The organism is Enterococcus sp. DIV1307a (assembly GCF_050537425.1).
Classification (GTDB): Bacteria; Bacillota; Bacilli; order Lactobacillales; family Enterococcaceae; genus Enterococcus; species Enterococcus faecalis.
Genome location: NZ_CP172914.1, coordinates 712605 through 735109, shown reverse-complemented (window position 1 = coordinate 735109; position 22505 = coordinate 712605). Strand labels below are relative to the sequence as shown.

Sequence of the window (22505 nt, the reverse complement as noted above, 5' to 3'; positions counted from 1 at the left end):
ATAAACGGCGGGAACAGAACCAACTCCTTCGGAAATAAGCCGAAATTATCCAAAAATTAAAAAGCAATTTCCGGAAATTCCTTCTTATTTCTCGGAGTTAAACGGTTCTGTCCCGACCTCATACCTAATCATTTAAATTTCAATCTGTCCGATCACAGTTCCCGCAGTGGTGGTTCCTAGTTGATTAATAACTACTTGTTCCACTTTGTCGCTGTTTGTAAAGGCGACAATAATCGTTGTTTCTTTGCCAGCTTGTTCAATCACATCCAAATTCATTTTAGCTAGTTTCGTCCCAGCTTTCAATGATTGTCCTTCTTTAACAAAAGATTCAAAAGCAGGTGTTGCCATTTCGACTGTATCAATCCCCATATGGACAAGTACTTCGATACCTTCTTCTGTTTGTAGCCCAATCGCATGTTTGCTTGGGAAAACACTTAGAACTTTCCCCGAAATTGGTGCCACCACCTCTCCTTCTAGCGGCTTAACTGCAAATCCATCCCCCATCATTTTTTGTGAAAAGACAGGATCATTGACTTGCGCCATTGGAATAACTTCCCCTGTCGCTACAGCCACGAAATCTTTTTTCTTACCTAAGAAATTCGTTGTTGGCACTCCTGCTGTACTTTCTGCTATATCTGGTTCTGGAATGTCAACGCCGGAAGCTAGTAAATCTTCAATATCGGATTTTAAAACATCAGCTTTTGGTCCATAAACGGCTTGAACGCCATTATCTTTCACAATCAAGCCCATTGCGCCTGCCCCTTTCCACGCCTCTTCCGAACCGACTTTTTCTCGATCCTTTACACTGACACGTAAGCGTGTCATACACGCATCAACTTCTTTGATATTTTGTTTACCACCAAGTAAGTAGACAATTTGCGCGATTTGCTGATCGACGACGCCTGAACCAGCCGCGCCAGATGCGATTTCTTCGCCGTTATCATTGTCGTAGTTTCCATTTCTTCCAGGTGTTGCGTAATTGAATTTTTTAATTAAGAAATTGGCTAAGAAATAAGTGACAACACCAAAAATGATGACCATTAAAACAAAATTGATTAAATCGCCACCTAAACCAGCTTTTATTGCTAGCGGTGTTCTTGTTAACAATTCAATATTTCCAAACGAATGCACACGCAATGGTAAAATATCAGCCATTGCAAAAGCAGCACCTTGGATCACGGAATAAATCACATAAAGCGGCACTGCAGCAAACATAAACATGAATTCTAGCGGCTCTGTCACACCAGTTAAGAAAACAGCTAAAGCAGCAGAAAAATACATTGATTTATATTTAGCTTTTTTATCTGCATCGACATTACGATACATCGCCAAAGCCATCCCCATTAAAATCCCTGAAGAACCAATCATTTGGCCTACTTTGAATCGAGCTGGTGTCCAATTTTCTAAGACAAACTGATACTTGCTCATATCACCAGCGCCTTTAAGATTCACTAAGTCTGTTGCCCAAGCCAACCATAAAGGATCTTGACCAAAGACTTGGGTTCCAGCTTGTGCGCCAGATAAAATTTCATACGTTCCACCTAATTGTGTATAGTTGATTGGAATCGTCAACATATGATGTAACCCAAAAGGTAATAACAAACGTTCCAACGTTCCATATAAGAATGGCGCTAAAATAGGTGCACTGTCTTGAGATTGCGCAATCCATAACCCAAAATTATTAATTCCCGCTTGAATATTTGGCCAAATAAGTGCTAATGCAATTGAGACAATTGTTGACCATAAAATAACGACAAATGGGACAAACCGTTTACCATTAAAAAATGATAGCGCATCTGGCAATTTCCGATAATTGTAATACTTGTTGTAAGCCATCGCACCGACAAAACCAGCAATAATCCCTACAAAAACACCCATATTTAATGCCGGGGCTTCTAAGACACTTGTAAAGAACCCCTTCACCATAATCTTCGTGCCAAATAAGGTATGCGTGAAAGCTTGTTCATCTGCCAACATTTCATTTGTTACACCAAAAATGGCTCCAGTAATACGGTTGATTAAAACAAAAGAAATCCCCGCTGCAAATGCTCCACCTGCACGATCTTTGGCCCAACTGCCACCTATTGCTAACGCAAATAGTAAATGTAAGTTGCCAATAATTGCCCAACCGATACTCTCTAGAACTCCGCCTGTTGTTACTAACAAGCCTAAATTAGGATCGATTAAAGGAAGCGATTTCCCAATACTAATCATTAAACCCGCTGCGGGCATTACTGCCACAACGACCATTAAAGCTTTCCCGAATTTTTGCCAAAACTCAAAACTAAACATTTTTTTCATTCCTGCCACTCCTTACGCAATCGGTTTCGTTATGTTGCCATTATATACTCCTGTTTCCTTTTTGTAAATGCTTTAATTTCAAAAATATTGTGGAAAACAACTCCCTACTACTTAATCCTTTTTTATTTTGTCTTTTAATAAAGCAAATAAAGCTCCTTCTAACCTACCTTTGTTTCAGCTTTTATTCATAAGATTACACTTTTTAAGCATTGACTATTGACTAATGCAATCGGTTGCGTTTATGATAGACCTATCAATAAAATCACTGAGGGGGATTCTCATGAAACAAATCAAACGTTTATTCCAAATTGATCCTTGGAAAATCCGTACTACACACTTAGATAAAGAAAATTTACGTTTACAAGAATCATTAACAAGCATTGGCAACGGCTATATGGGGATGCGGGGAAATTTTGAAGAACACTATTCTGGCGACCACCATCAAGGAACCTATTTAGCAGGTGTTTGGTATCCAGACAAAACACGTGTTGGTTGGTGGAAAAATGGTTATCCTGAATATTTTGGTAAAGTGATTAACGCAATTAATTTCATCGCAATGGACTTACAAATTGATGGACAAACAATTGATTTAGCCACTACACCTTACGAAGATTTTTCTTTAGAATTAGACATGCAAAATGGGGTCCTTTCTCGGCAATTCACCATCCAAACACCGAAGAACAAAGTGCGCTTCTCTTTTGAACGTTTTTTAAGCTTAGAAAAAAAAGAAGCAGCTTACATCCACTTAACAATTGAAATGCTGGAAGGTACAGGCACAATCACTCTTCACTCAAAATTGGATGGCGATGTTCAAAATGAAGACAGCAATTATGAAGAACATTTTTGGGAAGAAATAGCTATTGAAACACAAGAAACACTTGGTTTTGTTACGACTAAGACCATTCCTAACAACTTTGAAATAGAGCGTTTTACAGTGACTGCAGGCATGCGCCATTTCATCGATGGAGCCTCTGTTGTGCCTACATATACACAACAGCCCTTGGCCTTAACCGCAGAATTGACAGTGTCTTTAAACGAAGGCGAAACGACCGCCATCACAAAAGAAGTGCTTGTCGTTACCAGTCGTGATGTGCCAGAAACGCAACAAATCACACGAGTAAACGAATTATTTGCAGAAATGACTACCTTGTACCCTGAAGCAAAAGCTGGGCAAGCTGCCGCTTGGGCAAAACGTTGGCAATTAGCTGATGTTGTTATTGAAGGAGATGACGAAGCCCAACAAGGCATCCGTTTTAATCTGTTCCAACTTTTCTCAACCTACTATGGAGAAGACGATCGTTTAAACATCGGACCAAAAGGCTTTACTGGCGAAAAATATGGCGGTGCCACATACTGGGATACCGAAGCATATGCTGTCCCACTTTACTTGGCGTTGGCTAAGCCCGAAGTTACTAAAAATCTACTGAAATATCGCCACAATCAATTGCCTCAAGCCATTCATAATGCCCAACAACAAGGGTTAAAGGGTGCGCTTTACCCAATGGTTACTTTTACTGGTGTCGAATGTCATAATGAGTGGGAAATCACTTTTGAAGAGATTCACAGAAATGGTGCGATTGCTTATGCGATTTATAATTATGTCAACTATACAGGAGACGAAGACTATCTCAAAGATGCTGGTCTAGAAGTACTTGTAGCAATCGCTCGTTTTTGGGCAGATCGGGTCCACTTCTCCCAACGTCATAAACAATATATGATTCATGGCGTAACGGGGCCAAATGAATATGAAAATAATATCAATAATAACTGGTATACCAATACCATCGCTGCGTGGGTTCTACGTTACACCCGTGAGTCTTATTTAAAATTCCAAGAAGAAACAACGCTCAAAATTGCAGACGACGAATTAGCTAAATGGGCAGACATTGTAGAAAATATGTACTTCCCAGTGGATAATGAATTAGGCATTTTTGTACAACATGACACTTTCTTAGATAAAGATTTAATGCCTGTTTCTGATTTACCACTTAGTGAGCTGCCTTTAAATCAACATTGGTCATGGGATAAAATTTTGCGGTCTTGTTTCATTAAACAAGCCGATGTTCTTCAAGGAATTTATTTCTTCAATGACGCCTTTTCTTTAGAAGAAAAACGCCGGAACTTTAATTTTTACGAACCAATGACTGTCCATGAATCTTCCCTTTCACCAAGCATTCATGCTGTGTTAGCTGCTGAATTAGGTATGGAAGAAAAAGCAGTGGAAATGTATCAACGAACAGCGCGCCTTGACTTAGATAATTACAATAATGATACAGAAGATGGCTTACACATTACCTCAATGACTGGTAGTTGGCTAGCGATTGTTCAAGGTTTTGCCCAAATGAAAACGGACCATCAACAACTAAAATTTGCACCCTTTTTACCAGCGACATGGACAGCCTACTCATTCCACATTAATTATCGGAATCGTTTACTATTTGTTGAAGTTGCAGCAGACCAAGTGGCCTTCACTTTACTCGACGGCCCTGCAATTCCATTAACTGTTTACGATCAAAAATACACATTAAAAGATCGATTAGTTTTACCGATTAGAAAGGAAGAAGTTCATGTTTAAAGGCGTTTTGTTTGATTTAGATGGCGTTATTACTGATACAGCAGAATTTCATTACCACGCTTGGAAAAAATTAGGGAACGAAATTGGAATTTCCATTGACCGTGTTTTCAACGAACAATTGAAAGGTGTAAGCCGTGAAGATTCTCTGCAGTTACTGTTAAAATACGGAAAAAAAGAAGGCACGTTTTCTTCTGAAGAATTTGCCCAGTTAGCGCAACGGAAAAACGATTATTACTTGGAAATGATCCAAGCGATTACGCCTGAAGATGTCTACCCAGGAATTCTTTCTCTATTAACGGAATTACGTGAAGCCAATATTAAAATCGCCTTGGCTTCTGCAAGTAAAAATGGGCCTTTCCTTTTAGAAAAAATGCAATTGACGCCCCTTTTTGATGCCATTGCTAATCCAGCAGACGTTCAGGCAGGCAAACCCGCTCCAGATATTTTCATTTTAGCTGCGAAAGAAATTGATTTGACACCAGCAGAATGTCTTGGCATTGAAGATGCAAAAGCTGGGATTCAAGCGATTCTTGCTAGCGGAGCGCAACCTGTTGGCGTTGGCCGCAAAGAAGAGTTAGGCGAAGGGTTGCCCATCGTGCCAGAGACGAGCGCTTTAACGTTTGATTACTTAAAAAAAGTGTGGCTTGATCATGAAGGATAATCGTATCACCGTAACCGATATTCCAAACACAAACTTAAAAAAAATTACTTTGAAGAACGACTTTTTAGAAGTCGTTCTTCTCAATTATGGCGCGCGCCTCCATCAACTTTTGATGCCAAACAAAAATAATCATTGGGAAAATATCCTTTTATCGTATGATTCGTATCAAGATGTATTAAAGGATCAAAGCTTTTTTGGCGCCACTGTTGGACCAGTTGCTGGACGTATTCGTAATGGCCATTGGCAAAATGGAATATTAGAACAAAATAGCGACGGTCATCATATCCATGGTGGCTCAAAGGGGTGGTCTTTTCAATATTGGACAGTCGAGCCCTTTGAAAAAAAGGATATCATTGGCGTTGCTTTTCATTTAACCGACACCATTTCTGGCTATCCTGGACCAATTGAGGCCACCATCACTTATCAGCTAGAGGATAATCAATTACGAATGATCAGTACTGGACGAAGTAAACAGGAAACACTTTTTAATCCTACGAACCACGCCTACTTTAATTTATCTGGCGATGGAAAGTTAGACATTCTGTCACATTTGCTATCTTTGAACTGTCAAGGTATGTTAGAATTAGACGATAATAAGCTGCCTACTGGACGGATTTTACCAGCTTCTGAACTATCCATACGTTTTAATGAACTGACACCTATCGAAACAATCCTCCAACGCTATCCAACTGGGTTAGATGATGTTTTCTCCTTAGTTGGCTCTGACTTAAGACAGCCACAATTATGCTTACAAGAACCTACTTCTGGAAGAAAAATGACGATAGCAACAACGAACCAAAGTATGGTATTATTTTCTACGACTGGTTTTGAGGCTCCTTTTTCTATTAATGGACAAGCGATGCATTCAAACTATGGCTTAGCAATTGAACCACAAGAGTATCCAGACATTGTTCATCATCCTCAGTGGGGCTCTATTTTATTACCAGCTAATAAAAAGCAAACCTACCAAACGGTTTATCAATTTAACCTTCTATAATCACTAAGAAAGGCGTGGCAAAAATGGCAATTACAGTAAAAGATGTCGCTAAGAAAGCGGGGGTTGCAACTTCAACCGTTTCGCGTGTCATTAACGATCATCCAAGTATTTCTGAATCGACAAAAAAGAAAGTGCGAAAAGTCATGGATGACTTAGGCTATGTGCCAAATATGACGGCACGGAATTTGGGTAAACGAATTTCAAGTGCCATTGGCGTAATTTTACCTCCTTTAGATTCGAAAGAACGGTTAGGGAATCCATTTTATTTAGAAATTATGGAAGCCATCAACGAGGAAGCCCGTCTTTATGATATGACTACTGCTATTGCAACTGCCAAAAGTTTTGATGTACTATTGGAAAACGTTAAAAGAATGCATCTTCAAAAACAAGTGGACGGTTTTATTCTTGTGTATTCAGATAGTAAGGACCCCGTCATTGATTACTTATATGAAAACAACATTCCCTTTACTTTAATTGGTCAACCTTACCAACATGAAATGGAAATAGTTTACGTGGATAATGATAATCAATTATTAGGGAAACAAGCGACGGAATTTTTAATTGAAAACGGCCATAAAAATATTTTATTTGTGACCAATACAACGCATGAAAGTTTGTACTTTGAACGTTACTTTGGTTATCAAAAAGCAATGATGATGCAAGGATTAACTGTTTTACCAAGCGTTGCGTTAGAAAAACCTGAAGATTACATGGCTTTCGATGATATTCTTCATCAAAATAATGCCACGGCGTTGGTGGTGATTGATGATATCTTTGCTTTGCGGACGATGCAACTTGCGCAAATCTATGGTTATCAAGTTCCTGAAACGTTATCCATTATTAGTTTTAACAACTCAATCTTTTCAACATTGACACATCCTTATCTAACAAGCATTGACATCGACACGTCAGAATTAGGGCGAATGGCGATGAAAAAATTATATGAATTAATCCACGAAGAATTGACGAATGGTGTCCGTCTCGTTATTCCTCACAAATTAATTAAGCGTGAAACAGTTATTCCTATTCATTAAAAAAGAAGCGTAAGCAGTGTTAAACTGCTTACGCTTCTTTCTATGTGTACGCTCTTATTCGTATGTATTACTTTTATAAAATAACTTTTTGCGAAATTTTTTTCCAAAACGTTTCTTCTTTTGCATCAAATTGAGCTGGTTCCCCGTCAGACAATTTTTCATTTAATAATGATAATTTTTCTTGATGTTTTGCATACTCATCTTTTTTTATTAGCTCTAAACGATACGCACGATCCAAAATCGACTCTCGATAGTTAACATTCATTTTCGTCGCCTTCGCCATTTCTTACATTCCTTCCCAAAATAAATTTTCATTTTTTCGTTAAATTCTTCTATAATTATAACAAAAATATCAGAAAAATAAATATGAAACAAACGATAATTGCGAAAATTTTGTTTTTTCATGCGATTATCGTTCGATTATTTAAGAAATTAAAATTATTAACCAATAATTAATCAATCAGCAAACGCATTAAATGAACATCTAAAAATTCACCTTGGTCTGTTTTGGCGCCCCGAGGCATAATTGCTTCTGTTTCAAACCCTAATTTTTTATAGACATGAATCGCTCGTTGATTACGATCCTGTACCGTTAATTCCAAGCGACGAATAACATGACTTTCATGCGCCCAGCGAATAAGTTCTTCCATCAGGATACTGCCCAGTCCATAGCCCCAGTACTCTTTTAAAATACTAATGCCGATTTCACCAATATGCTCCATCCGCTTTTTAGAAGAAGCAGACACAGAAGCGGTCCCAATGATCGCTTCTCCCGCTAATGCCACCAATAAAACATTATTTGGCGATTCATAGAGTGTTGCTAGATTTTCAGCCAATTCTGCTGTCGACATAGCCATTCCTCGCTCATCCATTACCAAATAGGGCGTTTCACTCCCAATTTTTGACATCACAGATAGTAAATGATCCGCATCAGTAGGCACTGCTTCTCGAATAGAAAATGTTTGTTCAGTCATATTCGCGAGCCTCCCACGTTTTCAGAATCTCTGCTATTCTTTCTTCTGCCAATGGACCAGTTCCACGGAATTCAAGAACTCTCTTGTCAGCTTCTTGAGAATCTTTATTTAAAATAATTTCTAAATAATCTTCTGGCAATTCTTCTTCAATCAAGCTGCCCCATTCTACAACGGATAGCCCATCTCCTTCAAAATACTCATCTAACCCTAATTCATCCGCACCCTCTTCAACACGATAGACATCCATATGATATAACGGAAGTCGTCCTTGTGGATATTCTCGGATAATCGTATAGGTGGGACTTTTAATCATTTGGGAAATGCCTAATCCTAAAGCAATCCCTTTCGTCATTGTCGTCTTACCGGCCCCTAAATCACCAGTCAGGACAATTACATCACCAGCTTGTGCCTTTTGTCCAATGATTTTAGCAATTGCTTCTGTTTCCAATGGATTGTTCAGGACAATGTTCATTTTTTTACCTCCCATCTGCAAGAATCTATGTATGAAAGTATACCGAAAATTCAATAAGTTGACTAGTGGCAGCTTCAAAAAAATAAAGTTGAGGCCCAAGTGTCCTGGGAACCTCAACTTCTACTTTGCTTATTTATCATGCTTCGACATAGTTAATTAGTCGTTCATTAATGTTTGAGCAGCTGTAATGATTGATAATTTATAAACATCTTCTTCGTTTGCACCACGTGATAAGTCAGAAACTGGTTTGTTCAATCCTTGTAAGATTGGGCCAATTGCTTCAAAGTTACCTAAACGTTGAGCAATTTTGTAGCCAATATTTCCTGATTGTAAATCTGGGAATACAAAGACTGTTGCTTCTCCAGCCACTTTTGAGTTGGGCGCTTTTAATTGTGCGACAGAAGATACGTAAGAAGCATCAAATTGTAATTCACCATCAATCGCATATTCAGGTGCTAATTCTTGCGCAATTTTTGTAGCTTCAGCAACTTTTGTTACTTCTGGTGCTTTTGCAGAACCTTTTGTTGAAAAACTTAACAATGAAACTTTTGGTTCAATGTCAAATAATTCAGCTGTTTTGGCACTATCAACAGCAATTTCAGCTAATTCTTGTGCAGTTGGGTTCACGTTAATCGCGCAGTCTGAGAATAAATATCTTTCTTGGTCACGACCACGAATCATTAAGAAAGCACCACTTGTACGGCTCACGCCTGGTTTTGTTTTAATGATTTGTAACGCAGGACGAACTGTATCACCTGTTGAGTGGATAGCACCACTAACCATACCATCAGCAATACCCATGTAAGTTAACATAGTACCGAAATAGTTGACATCTTTTAAGATTTTTTCAGCATCTTCTTTAGTAGCTTTTCCATTACGGCGTTCAACAAATGCTTCGACCATTTCATCCCATTTTTCATAATCATTTGGGTTGATAATAATAAAGTTTGATGTGTTGATTCCACGAGCCATAGCAGCATTTGCGATATCTGTTGGATCACCAATTAAGATTGGTTCTACTAATTCATCAGATTTTAAGCGGGCAGCAGCACCTAAGATTCTAGGATCTGTTGCTTCAGGGAAAACAATTTTGATATTACGGCGTACGACTTTAAATTTTAAGCTATCGAATAATTCCACGATAAACCCTCCAGTTTTATATTTACAAAATCCATCATACACTATTCTCAATGAAAATAACAGTTTTTTCTAGCTGTATTAGTCAAAAAAACCAATAATCCGATAAACTTTTCACAAACTAACTCTTCTACACTATAACAGTTTGCACTGTTACATTACACTGTTTCAGGAAGTTGCCAATCAATCGGCGTTTCCCCTAAACGTTCTAGAGCGGCATTCGCTTGAGAAAACGGACGTGAGCCAAAAAAACCACGATGCGCTGACAATGGACTTGGATGTGGCGATTTGATAATCACATGCCGAGTCGTATCAATCATTTTAATTTTTTCTTGAGCAGGACGTCCCCATAAAATGAAAACAACAGGTTTTTCACGCTCATTCAACTTTTCGATAATGACATCTGTCAGTTGCTCCCACCCTTTACCTCGATGGGAATAGGCTTGACCTGCCCGAACGGTCAACACAGTATTTAATAATAACACGCCTTGTTTGGCCCAGCTTTCTAAAAAGCCATGGTTGACGGGTTGGTACCCTAAATCAGCTTGTAATTCTTTGTAAATATTCGCAAGAGATGGCGGCACTTTCACACCTGGCTGGACAGAGAAACTTAGTCCGTGTGCTTGATTGGGTCCATGATATGGGTCTTGTCCCAAAATTACTACTTTTACTTCTTCAAAAGGGGTTAGTTCTAACGCTGAAAATAAATGATACATATCTGGATAAATCGTTTGTGTCTGATATTCTTTTTTCAAAAATTCTCGCAATTCTTGATAATACGGTTTTTCAAATTCAGCAGATAAAACGGTTTGCCAACTATTGTGAATAATTTCTTTCATAATGCTCACTCCTTCGCTCTCTAAGCATAACGAATTTCTCCAAACCTGACAAGAAATTTCTGGGTACTTTCTCTTGGAAAAACGTGGTAAACTATAGGTAAGCTTTAAATAGATAATGAGGTGTAGAGAATCGATGATTAAATTAATTGCTTCAGATATGGATGGAACACTTTTAGATGCAAAAATGAGCATCACAAATGATAACGCTTCAGCAATTCGCGAAGCGGAACGTTTAGGAATCGAATTTATGGTTGCTACTGGCCGCGCATATACCGAAGCGAAACCCGCGTTAGAAGAAGCTGGAATTGACTGTGCCATGATTACTTTAAACGGCGCCCAAGTGTTCGACAAAGATGGACACTCACTTTTCACGGCTGGGATCGAAAAAGAAACAGTAACAGAAGTACTAACTATTTTGAGTCAACACAATGTTTACTATGAAATCTCTACAAATAAAGGTATTTTTTCTGAACATCAAGAAAAAAGAATTGAAAACTTTGCCGCTCATATTGCAGAATCCATGCCCCATTTAACTTATAAAGTGGCGATCGCCATGGCTTCAGCACACCTATCTTTATTGCATATTACCTATGTTGATCGTTTAGACGACATTTTAAAAGATGATTCGATTGAAGTCCTTAAAATTATTGGCTTCAGTATGGATGGGCCGAAAGTATTAGGCCCTGCTGGGATGGAAGTAGAAGAACTAGATGATTTGGTTGTTACCTCTTCTGCGCTTAATAATATTGAAATTAACCACCGCCTAGCACAAAAAGGGATTGCAGTTGCGCGCGTCGCTAAAGAACGTGGGATTCCCGCTGAACAAGTCATGACTATTGGTGATAATTTAAATGACGTCAGCATGATTCAATGGGCTGGGGTAAGTTTTGCAATGGGCAATGCCGAACTGGAATTAAAAGAATATGCTAAATATGAAACAGCCACTAATTTAGAAAATGGTGTTGGCGAAGCCATCCTGCGTGCAATAAGAGAAGATTTGTAATAAGCACTACCAGTTACAGCACTCATTTATATATAGAAAGGAGATCGTGTCGTGTCTGAATTTTTTATTCAAGAACAACAGTTAGGAAAAGTTACGCGAACCATCGTGAAAGACCAAGCAGGCCGTTCACTTTTTCTATTGGTGGGGCGCTGGGGTACACGAGGAGATGCGCTTTCTTTATATGCAATGAACGGAGAAATTTTAGCCAGTATTAAACAAGTTTCTTGGACTTTTGGTACACGATTTGAGTTATATCAGCGTTTTGAAAAAGTGGGTACTCTACGAAAACTGTTCAATTTGAATGCTGATTTCTATTATGTTCAAGGCCTTCACTGGGCAGTTGTTGGTGATATCAAAGCGCATCAATATTCAATTTATCAAGTCCATAAAAAAATTATGTCAATGGATAAAACCATGCTTTGTACAGGCGACTATTTTGTTTTAACTGTTGCCAATGATGAGGACGCACCGTTGTGCATCTGTATAGCAGCTGTCCTTGACTACTGGTTATATAATAAGAAAAAACAAAAAACTTCCGATGATTTTGGATTAGATTTTGATCCTTTAACGGATTAATGAAAAATAGAGCCTGGGACAAAAATCACTTTGGATTTTTGTCCCAGGCTTAAAAATTGATAAACGGCGGGAACAGAAGCAACTCCTTCGGAAATAAGCCGAAATTATCCAAAAATTATAGAACAATTTTCGGAAATTCCTTCTTATTTCTCGGAGTTAAACGCTTCTGTCCCGACCTCTATTTTTACACTTCTTTTTGCATATGATTGTATAAGTGACCACTAATAGTCATTGTTGTGACATCTTTAAAGCCTTTGCTTGCGTATAACTTTCTCGCCCCAGGATTGTCAAAATCAACATTTAGACCCAAGGCTTGCTTCCCACTAGCTTTAGCTATTTCAGGTAAAGCATCTAATAACTTAGAACCAATGCCCATTCCGCGGAAACGTTCATCCACAGAGATCGTGTCTAAATACCATTCATTAGGCAAGGTTTCTTCTTCAATAAATAGCCGAACATCTTCTGCTAAGCCATGTTTTTTAAAGACTTCTCTTAAAGGTTCATCAATAATCTTTTCATCTTCCGCAGGATAGCCGACAGCAATCCCTGCAACTTCACCTGCATGTTCATAAACTAAAATTCGTTGATAGCCATAGCGATAGGTTGGATACGCCGTTGCCTCTGCTAACAGGTCAATCATTTGTTCTTCTGAGACTTCTTCTAAAATTGGTAACTCCATATCTTTTAAAATAACTAAGACCAGCCGAGCAATCGCTTGACCGTCTTCTTTTGTTGCCGAGCGAATCATTGTAATTCTCCTTTACATTTAACTAAAAAAGAACTGGCTACTATCATTACTGACTTAGCCAATTCCTTTTATCTTGTCTTTAGTATAACAAATTTATTATTGAATTTCTACTGTAACCTGACGTCGTCCCCAAAGACGGCATTGGTCTACTGAATCAAAATGAACATCAATAATATTTCCTTGAATAGCGCCACCTGTATCTCCAGCAATAGCAAAGCCATAACCAGAGACTTTCACTAATGAACCTAGAGGAATTACACTTGGATCGACTGCAACTACATTGCTTTGTTTACTTAAGTCAATACCAGTAGCACTTAGATTACTTGCACCAGCTTCGCGCCAAGAATAAGCGGTTGATTCCATCTGAAGCACACGACCAGAGCCAGTTCCTGGTGTTGATGATTCGCCTGTCGATGATTCTGTCGTTGATGACGATTCGGATGAACTAGCTGAACTTGAAGATTCAGTGCTACTGCTTTCCGTACTTGTAGAAGAGCTTGATGCTTGACTGCTTGACTCTTCAGCAGCTTCGGCTTCTAGTTTAGCCGCCGCATCTGCTTGCGCTTGTTTGTCGGCAGCTGCTTGTTTCTTCGCTGCTTCTGCTTTGGCAGTTTCTGCCGCACGTTTTTTCTGTGCCTCAGCTGCTGCTTTTTCGCTGACTAAGCGTTGTTGCTCTTTCTGTTTGTCTGTCGAAATTTGAGCCAATAATTCTTCATTATTCGCCATTTTTTCTTTTAACTCAGAGACTTTATTATTCATTGAAGAAGCTTCAACTTGTAATTTCTCTTCATTTTGTTTTAAAGTTGTTTGCGTATTTTCAACTTTTTCTTGTAATGCAGCTAATTTTTCTTTTTCGCTAGTTAAGCTTTCAATCTTTTCCCGTTCAAAGTTTTGTAAAACGGTCATGGCGTAGGCCCGATTAAAGAAATCTGATAAATTTTCTGCATCTAATAAGGCTTGCCAAGTACGTTGGTCGCCATTTAATTGAATATCCTTCATACGATCGCCAACAGCTTCTTTACGACGAGAAATATTTTTTTCTGTTTTTTCTATTTCCTCTTTCGAAGTTTTCAACGTATCTTCCGCTTTCGAAATTTGCGTTTTTAAACGTTCGATTTCCGCATATTTAGCATTTACATCGTCTAAGGCTGAATTGATTTCTTTACTAATTAACTCCCCAGATTGTTTCGCTTGCGCTTCTTTTTCTTGCAACGAATCAAGTGATTCTGCTGCCGCAGCGACTGGAAGTCCAAAATTGATAAGCATCATTGTTGTTAAAAATGGTATCAACTTTTTAACCTTCACTAAATCCAACACCTTTCCTAACTTATCTAAAACACCTACTCATTATACTAGTCAGGAGGGCTTGTTTTATTTCAATCATGTTACAATTTATTACAATTTAAATGCAACTCTTTTTTTATCCTGCGTTTATTCATTAGTCCATTTCTATCTCAATTCTTTAAGAATTTCTTAAGACGGCTTAAAAACTAGCTTTTGACGATTTTTCTTTTTTTCATCCCATTAGACCATTGATTGAAATATTTTGTAATATTTTTTGTTAATTATTGGCCCTTTTTCTTCAAATCTTCTAAGAGATGCCGAACTTCTTTGGAATTTTTAATGTTTTTTAAAGTTAGTTTTGGGTAATTGTTAATAAAACGACGTTGTTGGAAATTTAACCGATTTTGGAAATGCTCTTTTTTGGTTCGTTCTTTTAACTTCTGCCAATCAGCTGTAGCGATTTCCATTTTTGTGTTCAACCGTTGCTTAAATTCTTGTTGGTTCGTTTCCAACGTTTGGCCCATCTCGGTAATAAGTTTTTTGAAACCTTGCATGTTCAGCAACGTATAAATTAAGTCAAGCCCCATTACAATCACTATGCAAAGGGCTAAGTAGTTGCCAAAGGTTGCTTGTAAAAAGCTGACAACTTTGGCGATTTCTGGTTGAATAACTTTGACAATCAAGACACAACCCAATCCCCAAAAAAGAGAAACCGGTAAAGCCACACGACCGTTTAAATTAAAAGGTACATCATGATAATCCCACCAAGAGGCATGGAACAGTTTTTCCAAGCCATAACTAGTGACATATTCTAAAATCGTCACTAAAACAGCCGATCCGACATACAATACCAAGAGATTGTTCTCAAAGGGTTCCACAAAATAGAGAACGCTTAAGACCCCAAATCCATAAATAGGACAATAAGGCCCTACCAAAAATCCTCGATAAACAAATTTTTTGGCTTTTAATGAACAATACACCGTTTCCCATAACCAGCCGATAAAGGAATAAATAAAAAATAACAAAATAACCTGACTCATTTTTTCCACGTTTCTGTCACACTCCACTTCTTTGCGCTTTTCTTCTATTTTAACAGAAGTTGAGAAAATGTAGCGAACAACTTTCTTTCATTGAAAGATTAGGCTACAATGAGAGCAGCAAAGGGAGGAATCTTATGTTTGGTTTATTGAAATACGCAAAAAATTATCGAAAACAAATTATCCTCGGTCCAGTCTTCAAATTTTTAGAAGCTTGTTTCGAGTTAGTCTTGCCCTTATTCATGGCTCACTTAGTCGATGTCGGTATTCGTCAAAACGACCGACAGACTGTCATAGAAATGGCCCTCTGGATGCTTGTTATGTCGTTAGTTGGTTTATTTTTTGTCATGATTTGTCAATATTATGCTTCAGTCGCTTCGCAAGGTTTTGGGACGGAGCTAAGAAATCAATTAATGAAGAAAATTAATCAGCTTTCACACAAAGAATTGAATAGTTTTGGTACAGATACCCTCATCACCCGGATCACAAACGATATCAATCAGCTTCAATTGGCTTTAGCGATGTTTATTCGGTTGGTCATTCGGACACCTTTTTTAAGTATCGGTTCTGTGGTCATGGCTTTTTACATTGACGTGCAGATGGGCTTTCTTTTCCTATTACTTTTACCAATTTTTAGCCTTATTCTCTTTATTATCATTAAAGTGACTGTGCCTTTATATCAAAAAGTCCAAGAATATTTGGATCGGTTAAACCGTCAAATTAGTCAAAATTTAAGCGGTGTCCGTGTAATCCGTGCGTTTGCTAGAAAGGAAACAGAGCAACGACATGTTGATAAGGCTTCCGATGATTTAGGCGATATTTACATTCGCGTATCGAATGTCTCTGCTTTATTAACACCTTTAACCACTTTGATTATGAATGTTGGAATTTTATTTTTACTTTATTTTAGTGGCTTAAAAGTTTCTTTCGGTTCCCTGCAACAAGGGGAAGTTTTAGCATTGATCAATTATATGAATCAAATGATGCTCGCTTTAATTGTTGCTTCTAATCTCGTGGTAATTTTTACGCGAGCCGCCGCTTCCGCAAACCGTGTCAATGAGGTTTTAACTGTAGAAAGCCAGTTAACAGATACACCAGAATCAGCAAAAACATCTCCACAATTTGGTGATATTACCTTTGACCATGTAGATTTTCGCTATGAACCAGAGGCCGGTTTGGCTTTGGAAAATATCAATTTCACGATTCCTAAAGGCTCAATTCTCGGCATCACAGGACCTACCGGCAGCGGGAAAAGTACCTTAACCCAACTCATTCCCAGATTTTATGATGTGAGTGCAGGAAACCTTTTTATTAATGGTATAAATGTGCGCGATTGGCCGCTCTTTACTTTACGCCAACAAGTGGCAAGTGTCCCACAAACTGCCGTCTTATTTACAGGGACTATTCGAGAAAACTTACAATGGGGCAAACCAAATGCAACTGATGAAGACTGTTGGGAAGCATTAGCTATCGCCCAATGTAAAGAATTTGTTGAACAATTAGACCAAGGGTTAGACACGCCTGTTAACGAAGGCGGAAAAAACTTTTCTGGTGGACAAAGACAACGGTTGACCATTGCCCGTGCCTTGATTAGGAAACCGCATTTACTTATTTTAGATGATTCCTTGAGTGCCCTCGACTATCAAACAGATTTGAATCTGCGCCGTGCTTTACAAAAAGAACGAGCAGAGACAACCGTTATTTTAATTTCGCAACGCGTGAGTTCGATTGCAACGGCGAATCAAATTTTAGTCCTAGATAGTGGAAAAGTCGCTGGCCTTGGCACCCACGAAGAATTACTTACTTCTTCTAAAGAGTATCAAGAAATCGTTGCGTCACAGGAGGAGGATACCCATGCAAACTAAAAAAATTCATTTTGGCGCCTTCTCACGTTTTAAGCCGTATTTACTACGCTATCCAAAAGAAATTATCGGCGCCTTAATCCTAGGAATTCTCAGTGGTTTTTCGACTGTCCTCATGACTTATTATATAGGTAAATCCGTTGATACAATGGTTGGTAAAGGACAAGTCAATGCTGCGCAACTCATCAAAATTTTAGGTTTATTAGCAGGGATTTTACTCGTAACCGTTCTAAGTCAATGGCTGATTCAACGTCTCGGTAATCGCGTGTCTTATTTATCGACCACACAGCTGAGAAAAGATGCCTTTGCCCATTTAAATCAATTACCGTTAAGTTATTATGACCAAACATCACACGGAAATATCGTCAGTCGCTTTACCAACGATATTGACAATATTTCAATGGCTTGCTCGGCTGTCTTCAACCAATTATTTTCTGGCATGGCCACCGTCGTTGTTGCTTTGCTCTTTATGATTCGGCTAAGTCCCCTGCTCACATTAGTGGTTCTTATCAGTACGCCGATTATTTTTATTGTAAACTGGCTTGTTGCAAAAGCTTCACAAAAAAACTTTGCTGCACAACAAACGATTGTTGGTGAAATTTCCGGCTTCGTTTCAGAAATGGTTGGCAACCAAAAAATTGTTAAAGCCTTTCAACAAGAACAAGCTACGCAAGAAACATTTGAAGCATTGAATCAAACGTTGTATGAAAAAGGACAGAAGGCTCAGTTTTCTTCCTCCTTAACCAACCCACTTTCTCGATTTATCGACCATTTATCTTATTTATCGATTGGATTAGTCGGTGGCTTGTTAGTTTTAAGTGGCAATCCTTTAGTCACAGTTGGTGTTATTTCCAGTTTCACCATTTACTCTAGTCAATTTTCTAAACCTTTTATTGAACTCTCAGGAATCACCAACCAAATCCAAGCAGCCTTAGCTGGATTGGAACGTACCTTTGATATGATGGATCAACCAGTTGAACGTCCTGATGCCCCGAACGCAATTGTTTTGAAAGAAGCGCGAGGCCGTGTTGAATTTAAAGACGTTGATTTTTCTTACACGCCGACGCGACCTTTAATCGAAAACTTTAATTTAATTGCTGAACCAGGAGAAACAATTGCCATTGTTGGACGAACTGGTGCGGGTAAATCAACATTAGTGAATTTGTTAATGCGCTTTTACGAGGTCGACCGTGGCCAAATTACGGTTGATACTCACGACATTACTCAAATTACTCGGGACAGCTTACGAAAAAGTTTTGGTATGGTTCTCCAAGATACTTGGCTATTCGATAGTTCCATTCGGGAAAATTTAACGTACGGAAATCCTGAAGCCTCTGACGAAGAAATTATAGAAGCCATGAAAAAAGCCCATATTTTTGATTTCGTCATGCGTTTACCTCAAGGACTAGATACCGAGATTGGTTCTCAAGGCGTTAAAATTTCTGAAGGACAACGACAATTAATGACTATTGCACGCACGATGATTAGTAATCCGCCGATGCTTATTTTAGATGAAGCGACCAGTTCAGTTGATACATTGACCGAGCAAAAAATTCAGGATGCTTTTTTACAAATGATGACTGGCCGGACCAGTTTTGTTATTGCCCATCGCTTAGCAACAATCAAAAGTGCTGAAAAAATTCTAGTTATGGATAATGGTCAAGTGGTTGAAATTGGCACCCATGACGAATTATTGCAAAAAGAACAGGGTTATTATCGTGACCTTTACGAAGCACAGTTTAATCAAAAAGCACAATAAAAAAGAGTCACTTTTCTGGGATGATGAAAAGTGACTCTTTTAATTTTAAATTTATTGATCTAATTCAGATAATGGCTTTCCAAATAAACGTTTAAAGGGAATTTTATTGCCTAAATAATAAGTGGCAATTACTTGAATAGGAAAGAAAATAACTGTTTTAATTAAGCGTGGCACCCACCAAGCAAAATTTGCTAGGTTGACTCCATACATTAAACTTAACCACAAAGGAGTTAAAATGATATTAATTAAAACGGTGACCAACAATGTCGCCAAAATCACTCGTTTCCATGTCATTTCTTTCTTATAATAGAAATAACCATAAATAGCACCAGCCAAAAAGGCATTTAAAGTAAACCCAGGAAAATAGCCTGCCTTTGGAAAAAGCAGCATTCCTACCACATCAGCCACCGCCGTGCCGATTCCAGCCCAAAAAGGTCCGAAAATCATCCCAATCAATGATTCTGGAATAAACGTGAAACTGATTTTTAAAAACGTTGTTTCATACGCAAAAAAGCGCGAAAAGACAACGACCACCGCAATGAGTACGCCCATTAACGCAATGGATTTTGTGCCAAATTTTTTCTTTGTCATTTTTAGCATCTCCTCTAAGAGCTGCTACATGACGAACCATGCAGCGAATGCGAAAACAAAACCGCGAACATTAAAAAGCTGAACGTGTTGTTCTGATGATAAGCAAAGTAAGAACCTTTACTTTCTAGCAACACACTGTTTATGTTCTTCGTCCAAAAGGCAACATCCCATCCTTTTAGCACTTAACGCTTTGTCTCCTACTCTGTTATTTTATTTGGACAAAAGTCCTCATAAAATATACCACAAAATAGTCAAAATAACCATTAAGGTTCTCTAAAAAGCTAACGGTCGACGATCGCCTTCATGGATAACCTCACGGAAGTCCGCAAACCCCGCCTCGACACCTCTCAAAAGAATTTCAGCACTGCCGATATTGGTTGCTAAAGGAATTTCATAGACATCACTTAGACGAATCAAAGCTGTCACATCTGGTTCATGCGGTTGCGCGGAAAGAGGATCTCTTAAAAAAATAACTAAATCAATGTTGTCTTCTGATATCATTGCGCCAATCTGTTGATCCCCACCTAATGGCCCCGATTTAAAGCAATGCACGGGTAAGCCAGTTGCTTCCATCACTTTCATGCCTGTCGTTCCCGTTGCATACAATTCATGTTTTTCTAAAATATGTTTATAAGCGGTTGCTAGTTTGATCATTAATGTTTTTTTACGATCATGAGCGATTAAAGCGATTTTCATGTTATCCAACTCCTGTCTTTGTTATATTATAACAAAAGTTTATCGATAAATCCGCTGAGAGTGTTTGCCCTTTGTCACCTTGACGAAAAAGTCTTCTTTTTCTTGTGCAACTCTCCCTTGCCGAAAGATAGCGTTTTCATTTAAACTATGAGTAACAAATCAAAAAGAAAAGAGTGACGTATCAAATGGTGGAAATGGCGCTTAGAAATGTGTATAAAAAATATGACAATGCAGAACATTATTCTGTTACAGATTTTAACTTAGAAATTACAGACCGTGAATTTATCGTCTTTGTCGGACCTTCTGGTTGCGGTAAATCAACAACATTGCGCATGATTGCTGGCTTAGAAGATATTACTGAAGGTGAATTATCAATTGGGGACAAAGTCATGAATGACGTTGCACCGAAAGATCGTGATATTGCCATGGTTTTCCAAAACTATGCGCTTTACCCGCATATGACTGTTTTTGATAACATGGCCTTTGGTTTAAAACTAAGAAAATATGATAAAGCTGAAATTAAAAAACGGGTGGAAAATGCTGCGGATATTCTGGGCTTAACAGAGTACTTACAACGTAAACCTGCGGCGCTTTCTGGTGGACAACGCCAACGTGTTGCACTTGGCCGGGCAATTGTTCGTGATGCCAAAGTCTTTTTAATGGATGAACCTTTATCAAACTTGGATGCAAAATTACGTGTAGCCATGCGTGCTGAAATCGCTAAACTACACCAACGTTTAGAAACTACGACAATTTATGTGACACATGACCAAACCGAAGCGATGACCATGGCTGATCGAATCGTAATTATGAAAGATGGCTTTATTCAACAAATTGGTTCACCAAAAGAAGTTTACAATACACCTAAAAATATGTTCGTAGCTGGGTTCATCGGCTCACCTGCCATGAATTTCTTCAAAGTTACCTTAAACAATGGGGTTATTTCTAACCAACATGGCTTAAAACTAGCAATTCCTGAAGGAAGAAACAAAGAGCTTGTTGAACATGGTTATGAAGGCAAAGAATTAATTTTCGGTATTCGTCCAGAAGATATTCATAGCGAACAAGTGGCTTTAACAGCAATGAAAGATGCGGTGATTAAATCTGAAGTCGTTGTTTCTGAATTATTAGGGGCTGAATCCATGCTTTATACAAAAATTGGTGATACAGAGTTTATCTCAAAAGTAGATGCTCGTGACTTCCACCATCCTGGTGAAATGATTGACTTAGCTTTTGATATTAACAAAGGACATTTCTTCGACCCTCAAACAGAAGAAGTCATTAAATAAAAAATCTCGAGGCATCCGTCACAATGACGGATGCCTCGATTGTTTCTCTTTATGCTAATTTAACCTTCTTCTTTATCACTTTGGGTTGTTTCGCTTCTGTAAAAGTTGGAATATCTACATGTTTACTTAAGGTACTTGCTAAAAAGTAGGCAATACTGAAATCCACCAAACTATGAATTAATCCACCAACGCCCATCAAAAGAAAAATAGAATACATGAAGCCGGCTGTATAATAGGTTCCTGGCAAGTTGCCCATTGTGTAAAATACAGAAACAACCACTAGCTCGGCAGCGGAATGAATCACTCCAATTCCCACGTTAAACAACTGTAATTTCCCATTTAATAAAGTGAATTTCCCCTCTTTATTAATTAAAATTTCTGGATGCTTTTGTAAAATCACTGCGCCAATGACTGCAAAAATCAAATGAGATAAGGCCCGCAAAGCAATAATCGGTGTTGCGGATAAGAAAAAACCAAAACCTGTTCCTAGACTAACCGCAATTGCCACCACTGGAGAAATAAACATGGCAATAAAAACTGGGACGTGACTTGCTAATGTAAAACTGGCTGGACCAATGGTAATTCTTGGCATAACCATTGGAATGATAATCCCCATTGCAATTAAAAGTGCTGAAATTGTTAAACGTTTTACTGAGTTTGTTTTCATTAA

At 38.4% G+C, this 22505-nt stretch carries 21 protein-coding genes and 1 riboswitch; of the genes, 9 read left to right on the top strand and 12 right to left on the bottom strand.

All coding sequences use genetic code 11. From position 1 onward, the window contains the following. Positions 1–132: 132 nt before the first annotated feature. Positions 133–2301: a PTS transporter subunit IIBC gene (locus IGL90_RS03520; protein WP_048738179.1), complete on the bottom strand. Its 2169-nt coding sequence runs from the start codon at positions 2299–2301 to the stop codon at positions 133–135. 280 nt (positions 2302–2581) lie between these two features. Between IGL90_RS03520 and IGL90_RS03515 the strand changes: the two genes are divergently transcribed. The 4 genes from IGL90_RS03515 to bopD are packed head-to-tail and all read left to right on the top strand — an operon-like array spanning position 2582 to position 7568. Further along, positions 2582–4876, top strand: coding sequence for a glycoside hydrolase family 65 protein (locus IGL90_RS03515; protein WP_010707761.1), 2295 nt, complete (start codon positions 2582–2584; stop codon positions 4874–4876). Next, complete coding sequence (pgmB, locus tag IGL90_RS03510) at positions 4869–5537, top strand: beta-phosphoglucomutase (RefSeq protein ID WP_002355844.1); 669 nt, start codon at positions 4869–4871, stop codon at positions 5535–5537. The genes IGL90_RS03515 and pgmB overlap by 8 nt, the downstream gene beginning before the upstream one ends. Continuing rightward, positions 5527–6534, top strand: coding sequence for an aldose epimerase family protein (locus IGL90_RS03505; RefSeq protein WP_002396469.1), 1008 nt, complete (start codon positions 5527–5529; stop codon positions 6532–6534). Before pgmB ends, IGL90_RS03505 begins: the two co-directional genes overlap by 11 nt. A 23-nt stretch (positions 6535–6557) precedes the next feature. Further along, positions 6558–7568, top strand: a complete 1011-nt coding sequence (bopD, locus tag IGL90_RS03500) for a LacI family transcriptional regulator BopD (protein WP_048738178.1) — start codon at positions 6558–6560, stop codon at positions 7566–7568. Positions 7569–7641: 73 nt separating this feature from the next. Here bopD and IGL90_RS03495 read toward each other — a convergent pair whose 3' ends face one another. From IGL90_RS03495 to IGL90_RS03475, 5 genes are all read right to left on the bottom strand, one after another. Then, on the bottom strand, positions 7642–7851 hold the full coding sequence (locus IGL90_RS03495) for a hypothetical protein (RefSeq protein WP_002355840.1): 210 nt from the start codon (positions 7849–7851) through the stop codon (positions 7642–7644). Between the two features lie 169 nt (positions 7852–8020). Further along, complete coding sequence (locus tag IGL90_RS03490) at positions 8021–8542, bottom strand: GNAT family N-acetyltransferase (RefSeq protein ID WP_048738175.1); 522 nt, start codon at positions 8540–8542, stop codon at positions 8021–8023. Then, positions 8535–9029: a tRNA (adenosine(37)-N6)-threonylcarbamoyltransferase complex ATPase subunit type 1 TsaE gene (tsaE, locus tag IGL90_RS03485; protein WP_002387026.1), complete on the bottom strand. Its 495-nt coding sequence runs from the start codon at positions 9027–9029 to the stop codon at positions 8535–8537. Before tsaE ends, IGL90_RS03490 begins: the two co-directional genes overlap by 8 nt. Positions 9030–9170: 141 nt before the next feature. Continuing rightward, entirely contained in the window at positions 9171–10154 is a 984-nt protein-coding gene (pta, locus tag IGL90_RS03480; protein ID WP_002355836.1) for a phosphate acetyltransferase, read from the bottom strand. 155 nt (positions 10155–10309) lie between these two features. Continuing rightward, on the bottom strand, positions 10310–10990 hold the full coding sequence (locus tag IGL90_RS03475) for a uracil-DNA glycosylase (protein WP_002363309.1): 681 nt from the start codon (positions 10988–10990) through the stop codon (positions 10310–10312). 133 nt (positions 10991–11123) lie between these two features. Here IGL90_RS03475 and IGL90_RS03470 point away from each other — a divergent pair, with 133 nt between their 5' ends. Continuing rightward, positions 11124–11993: a Cof-type HAD-IIB family hydrolase gene (locus tag IGL90_RS03470; protein ID WP_002383369.1), complete on the top strand. Its 870-nt coding sequence runs from the start codon at positions 11124–11126 to the stop codon at positions 11991–11993. Between the two features lie 51 nt (positions 11994–12044). Next, positions 12045–12569, top strand: a complete 525-nt coding sequence (locus IGL90_RS03465) for an LURP-one-related/scramblase family protein (protein WP_002355833.1) — start codon at positions 12045–12047, stop codon at positions 12567–12569. Positions 12570–12753: 184 nt separating this feature from the next. On the opposite strand, the gene IGL90_RS03460 is transcribed toward IGL90_RS03465, so the two are convergent. From IGL90_RS03460 to IGL90_RS03450, 3 genes are all read right to left on the bottom strand, one after another. After that, positions 12754–13317 carry a GNAT family N-acetyltransferase gene (locus IGL90_RS03460; protein WP_010825082.1) on the bottom strand — a complete coding sequence of 188 codons (564 nt, stop codon included), beginning with the start codon at positions 13315–13317 and terminating at the stop codon, positions 12754–12756. Positions 13318–13413: 96 nt separating this feature from the next. Next, entirely contained in the window at positions 13414–14634 is a 1221-nt protein-coding gene (locus IGL90_RS03455; protein ID WP_161796755.1) for a 3D domain-containing protein, read from the bottom strand. Positions 14635–14882: 248 nt separating this feature from the next. Then, positions 14883–15650 (bottom strand): putative ABC transporter permease, encoded by a 768-nt coding sequence (locus IGL90_RS03450; protein WP_002387023.1) that lies wholly within the window; start codon positions 15648–15650, stop codon positions 14883–14885. A 125-nt stretch (positions 15651–15775) separates the two neighbouring features. Here IGL90_RS03450 and IGL90_RS03445 point away from each other — a divergent pair, with 125 nt between their 5' ends. Beyond that, positions 15776–17503, top strand: coding sequence for an ABC transporter ATP-binding protein (locus tag IGL90_RS03445; protein WP_002363303.1), 1728 nt, complete (start codon positions 15776–15778; stop codon positions 17501–17503). Next, complete coding sequence (locus IGL90_RS03440; RefSeq protein ID WP_002355825.1) at positions 17493–19259, top strand: ABC transporter ATP-binding protein; 1767 nt, start codon at positions 17493–17495, stop codon at positions 19257–19259. The genes IGL90_RS03445 and IGL90_RS03440 overlap by 11 nt, the downstream gene beginning before the upstream one ends. A gap of 51 nt (positions 19260–19310) precedes the next feature. Here the strand turns inward: IGL90_RS03440 and IGL90_RS03435 are convergent, their stop codons facing one another. Together IGL90_RS03435 and mgsA are read right to left on the bottom strand one after the other, a co-directional pair. Beyond that, a complete protein-coding gene (locus IGL90_RS03435) occupies positions 19311–19859 on the bottom strand; it encodes a folate family ECF transporter S component (RefSeq protein WP_048738172.1) in 549 nt (182 codons plus the stop codon). Positions 19860–19889: 30 nt separating this feature from the next. Further along, positions 19890–20057: riboswitch (THF riboswitch) on the bottom strand. A 66-nt stretch (positions 20058–20123) separates the two neighbouring features. After that, positions 20124–20546: a methylglyoxal synthase gene (gene mgsA, locus IGL90_RS03430; RefSeq protein WP_002355823.1), complete on the bottom strand. Its 423-nt coding sequence runs from the start codon at positions 20544–20546 to the stop codon at positions 20124–20126. A 185-nt stretch (positions 20547–20731) separates the two neighbouring features. On the opposite strand from mgsA, the gene IGL90_RS03425 reads away from it, so the two are divergent. Then, positions 20732–21835 (top strand): ABC transporter ATP-binding protein, encoded by a 1104-nt coding sequence (locus IGL90_RS03425; RefSeq protein ID WP_002355822.1) that lies wholly within the window; start codon positions 20732–20734, stop codon positions 21833–21835. Positions 21836–21884: 49 nt separating this feature from the next. Here the strand turns inward: IGL90_RS03425 and IGL90_RS03420 are convergent, their stop codons facing one another. Further along, a complete protein-coding gene (locus IGL90_RS03420) occupies positions 21885–22502 on the bottom strand; it encodes a hypothetical protein (protein ID WP_002355821.1) in 618 nt (205 codons plus the stop codon). Positions 22503–22505 lie beyond the last annotated feature (3 nt).

What these genes read in the sequence shown, in the direction of transcription:
- IGL90_RS03520 (WP_048738179.1), bottom strand. Translation starts at nt 2,301, where the DNA reads ATGAAAAAAATGTTTAGTTTTGAGTTTTGGCAAAAATTCGGGAAAGCT.
- IGL90_RS03515 (WP_010707761.1), top strand. Translation starts at nt 2,582, where the DNA reads ATGAAACAAATCAAACGTTTATTCCAAATTGATCCTTGGAAAATCCGT.
- pgmB (WP_002355844.1), top strand. Translation starts at nt 4,869, where the DNA reads ATGTTTAAAGGCGTTTTGTTTGATTTAGATGGCGTTATTACTGATACA.
- IGL90_RS03505 (WP_002396469.1), top strand. Translation starts at nt 5,527, where the DNA reads ATGAAGGATAATCGTATCACCGTAACCGATATTCCAAACACAAACTTA.
- bopD (WP_048738178.1), top strand. Translation starts at nt 6,558, where the DNA reads ATGGCAATTACAGTAAAAGATGTCGCTAAGAAAGCGGGGGTTGCAACT.
- IGL90_RS03495 (WP_002355840.1), bottom strand. Translation starts at nt 7,851, where the DNA reads ATGGCGAAGGCGACGAAAATGAATGTTAACTATCGAGAGTCGATTTTG.
- IGL90_RS03490 (WP_048738175.1), bottom strand. Translation starts at nt 8,542, where the DNA reads ATGACTGAACAAACATTTTCTATTCGAGAAGCAGTGCCTACTGATGCG.
- tsaE (WP_002387026.1), bottom strand. Translation starts at nt 9,029, where the DNA reads ATGGGAGGTAAAAAAATGAACATTGTCCTGAACAATCCATTGGAAACA.
- IGL90_RS03475 (WP_002363309.1), bottom strand. Translation starts at nt 10,990, where the DNA reads ATGAAAGAAATTATTCACAATAGTTGGCAAACCGTTTTATCTGCTGAA.
- IGL90_RS03470 (WP_002383369.1), top strand. Translation starts at nt 11,124, where the DNA reads ATGATTAAATTAATTGCTTCAGATATGGATGGAACACTTTTAGATGCA.
- IGL90_RS03460 (WP_010825082.1), bottom strand. Translation starts at nt 13,317, where the DNA reads ATGATTCGCTCGGCAACAAAAGAAGACGGTCAAGCGATTGCTCGGCTG.
- IGL90_RS03445 (WP_002363303.1), top strand. Translation starts at nt 15,776, where the DNA reads ATGTTTGGTTTATTGAAATACGCAAAAAATTATCGAAAACAAATTATC.
- IGL90_RS03440 (WP_002355825.1), top strand. Translation starts at nt 17,493, where the DNA reads ATGCAAACTAAAAAAATTCATTTTGGCGCCTTCTCACGTTTTAAGCCG.
- IGL90_RS03435 (WP_048738172.1), bottom strand. Translation starts at nt 19,859, where the DNA reads ATGCTAAAAATGACAAAGAAAAAATTTGGCACAAAATCCATTGCGTTA.
- mgsA (WP_002355823.1), bottom strand. Translation starts at nt 20,546, where the DNA reads ATGAAAATCGCTTTAATCGCTCATGATCGTAAAAAAACATTAATGATC.
- IGL90_RS03425 (WP_002355822.1), top strand. Translation starts at nt 20,732, where the DNA reads ATGGTGGAAATGGCGCTTAGAAATGTGTATAAAAAATATGACAATGCA.
- IGL90_RS03420 (WP_002355821.1), bottom strand. Translation starts at nt 22,502, where the DNA reads ATGAAAACAAACTCAGTAAAACGTTTAACAATTTCAGCACTTTTAATT.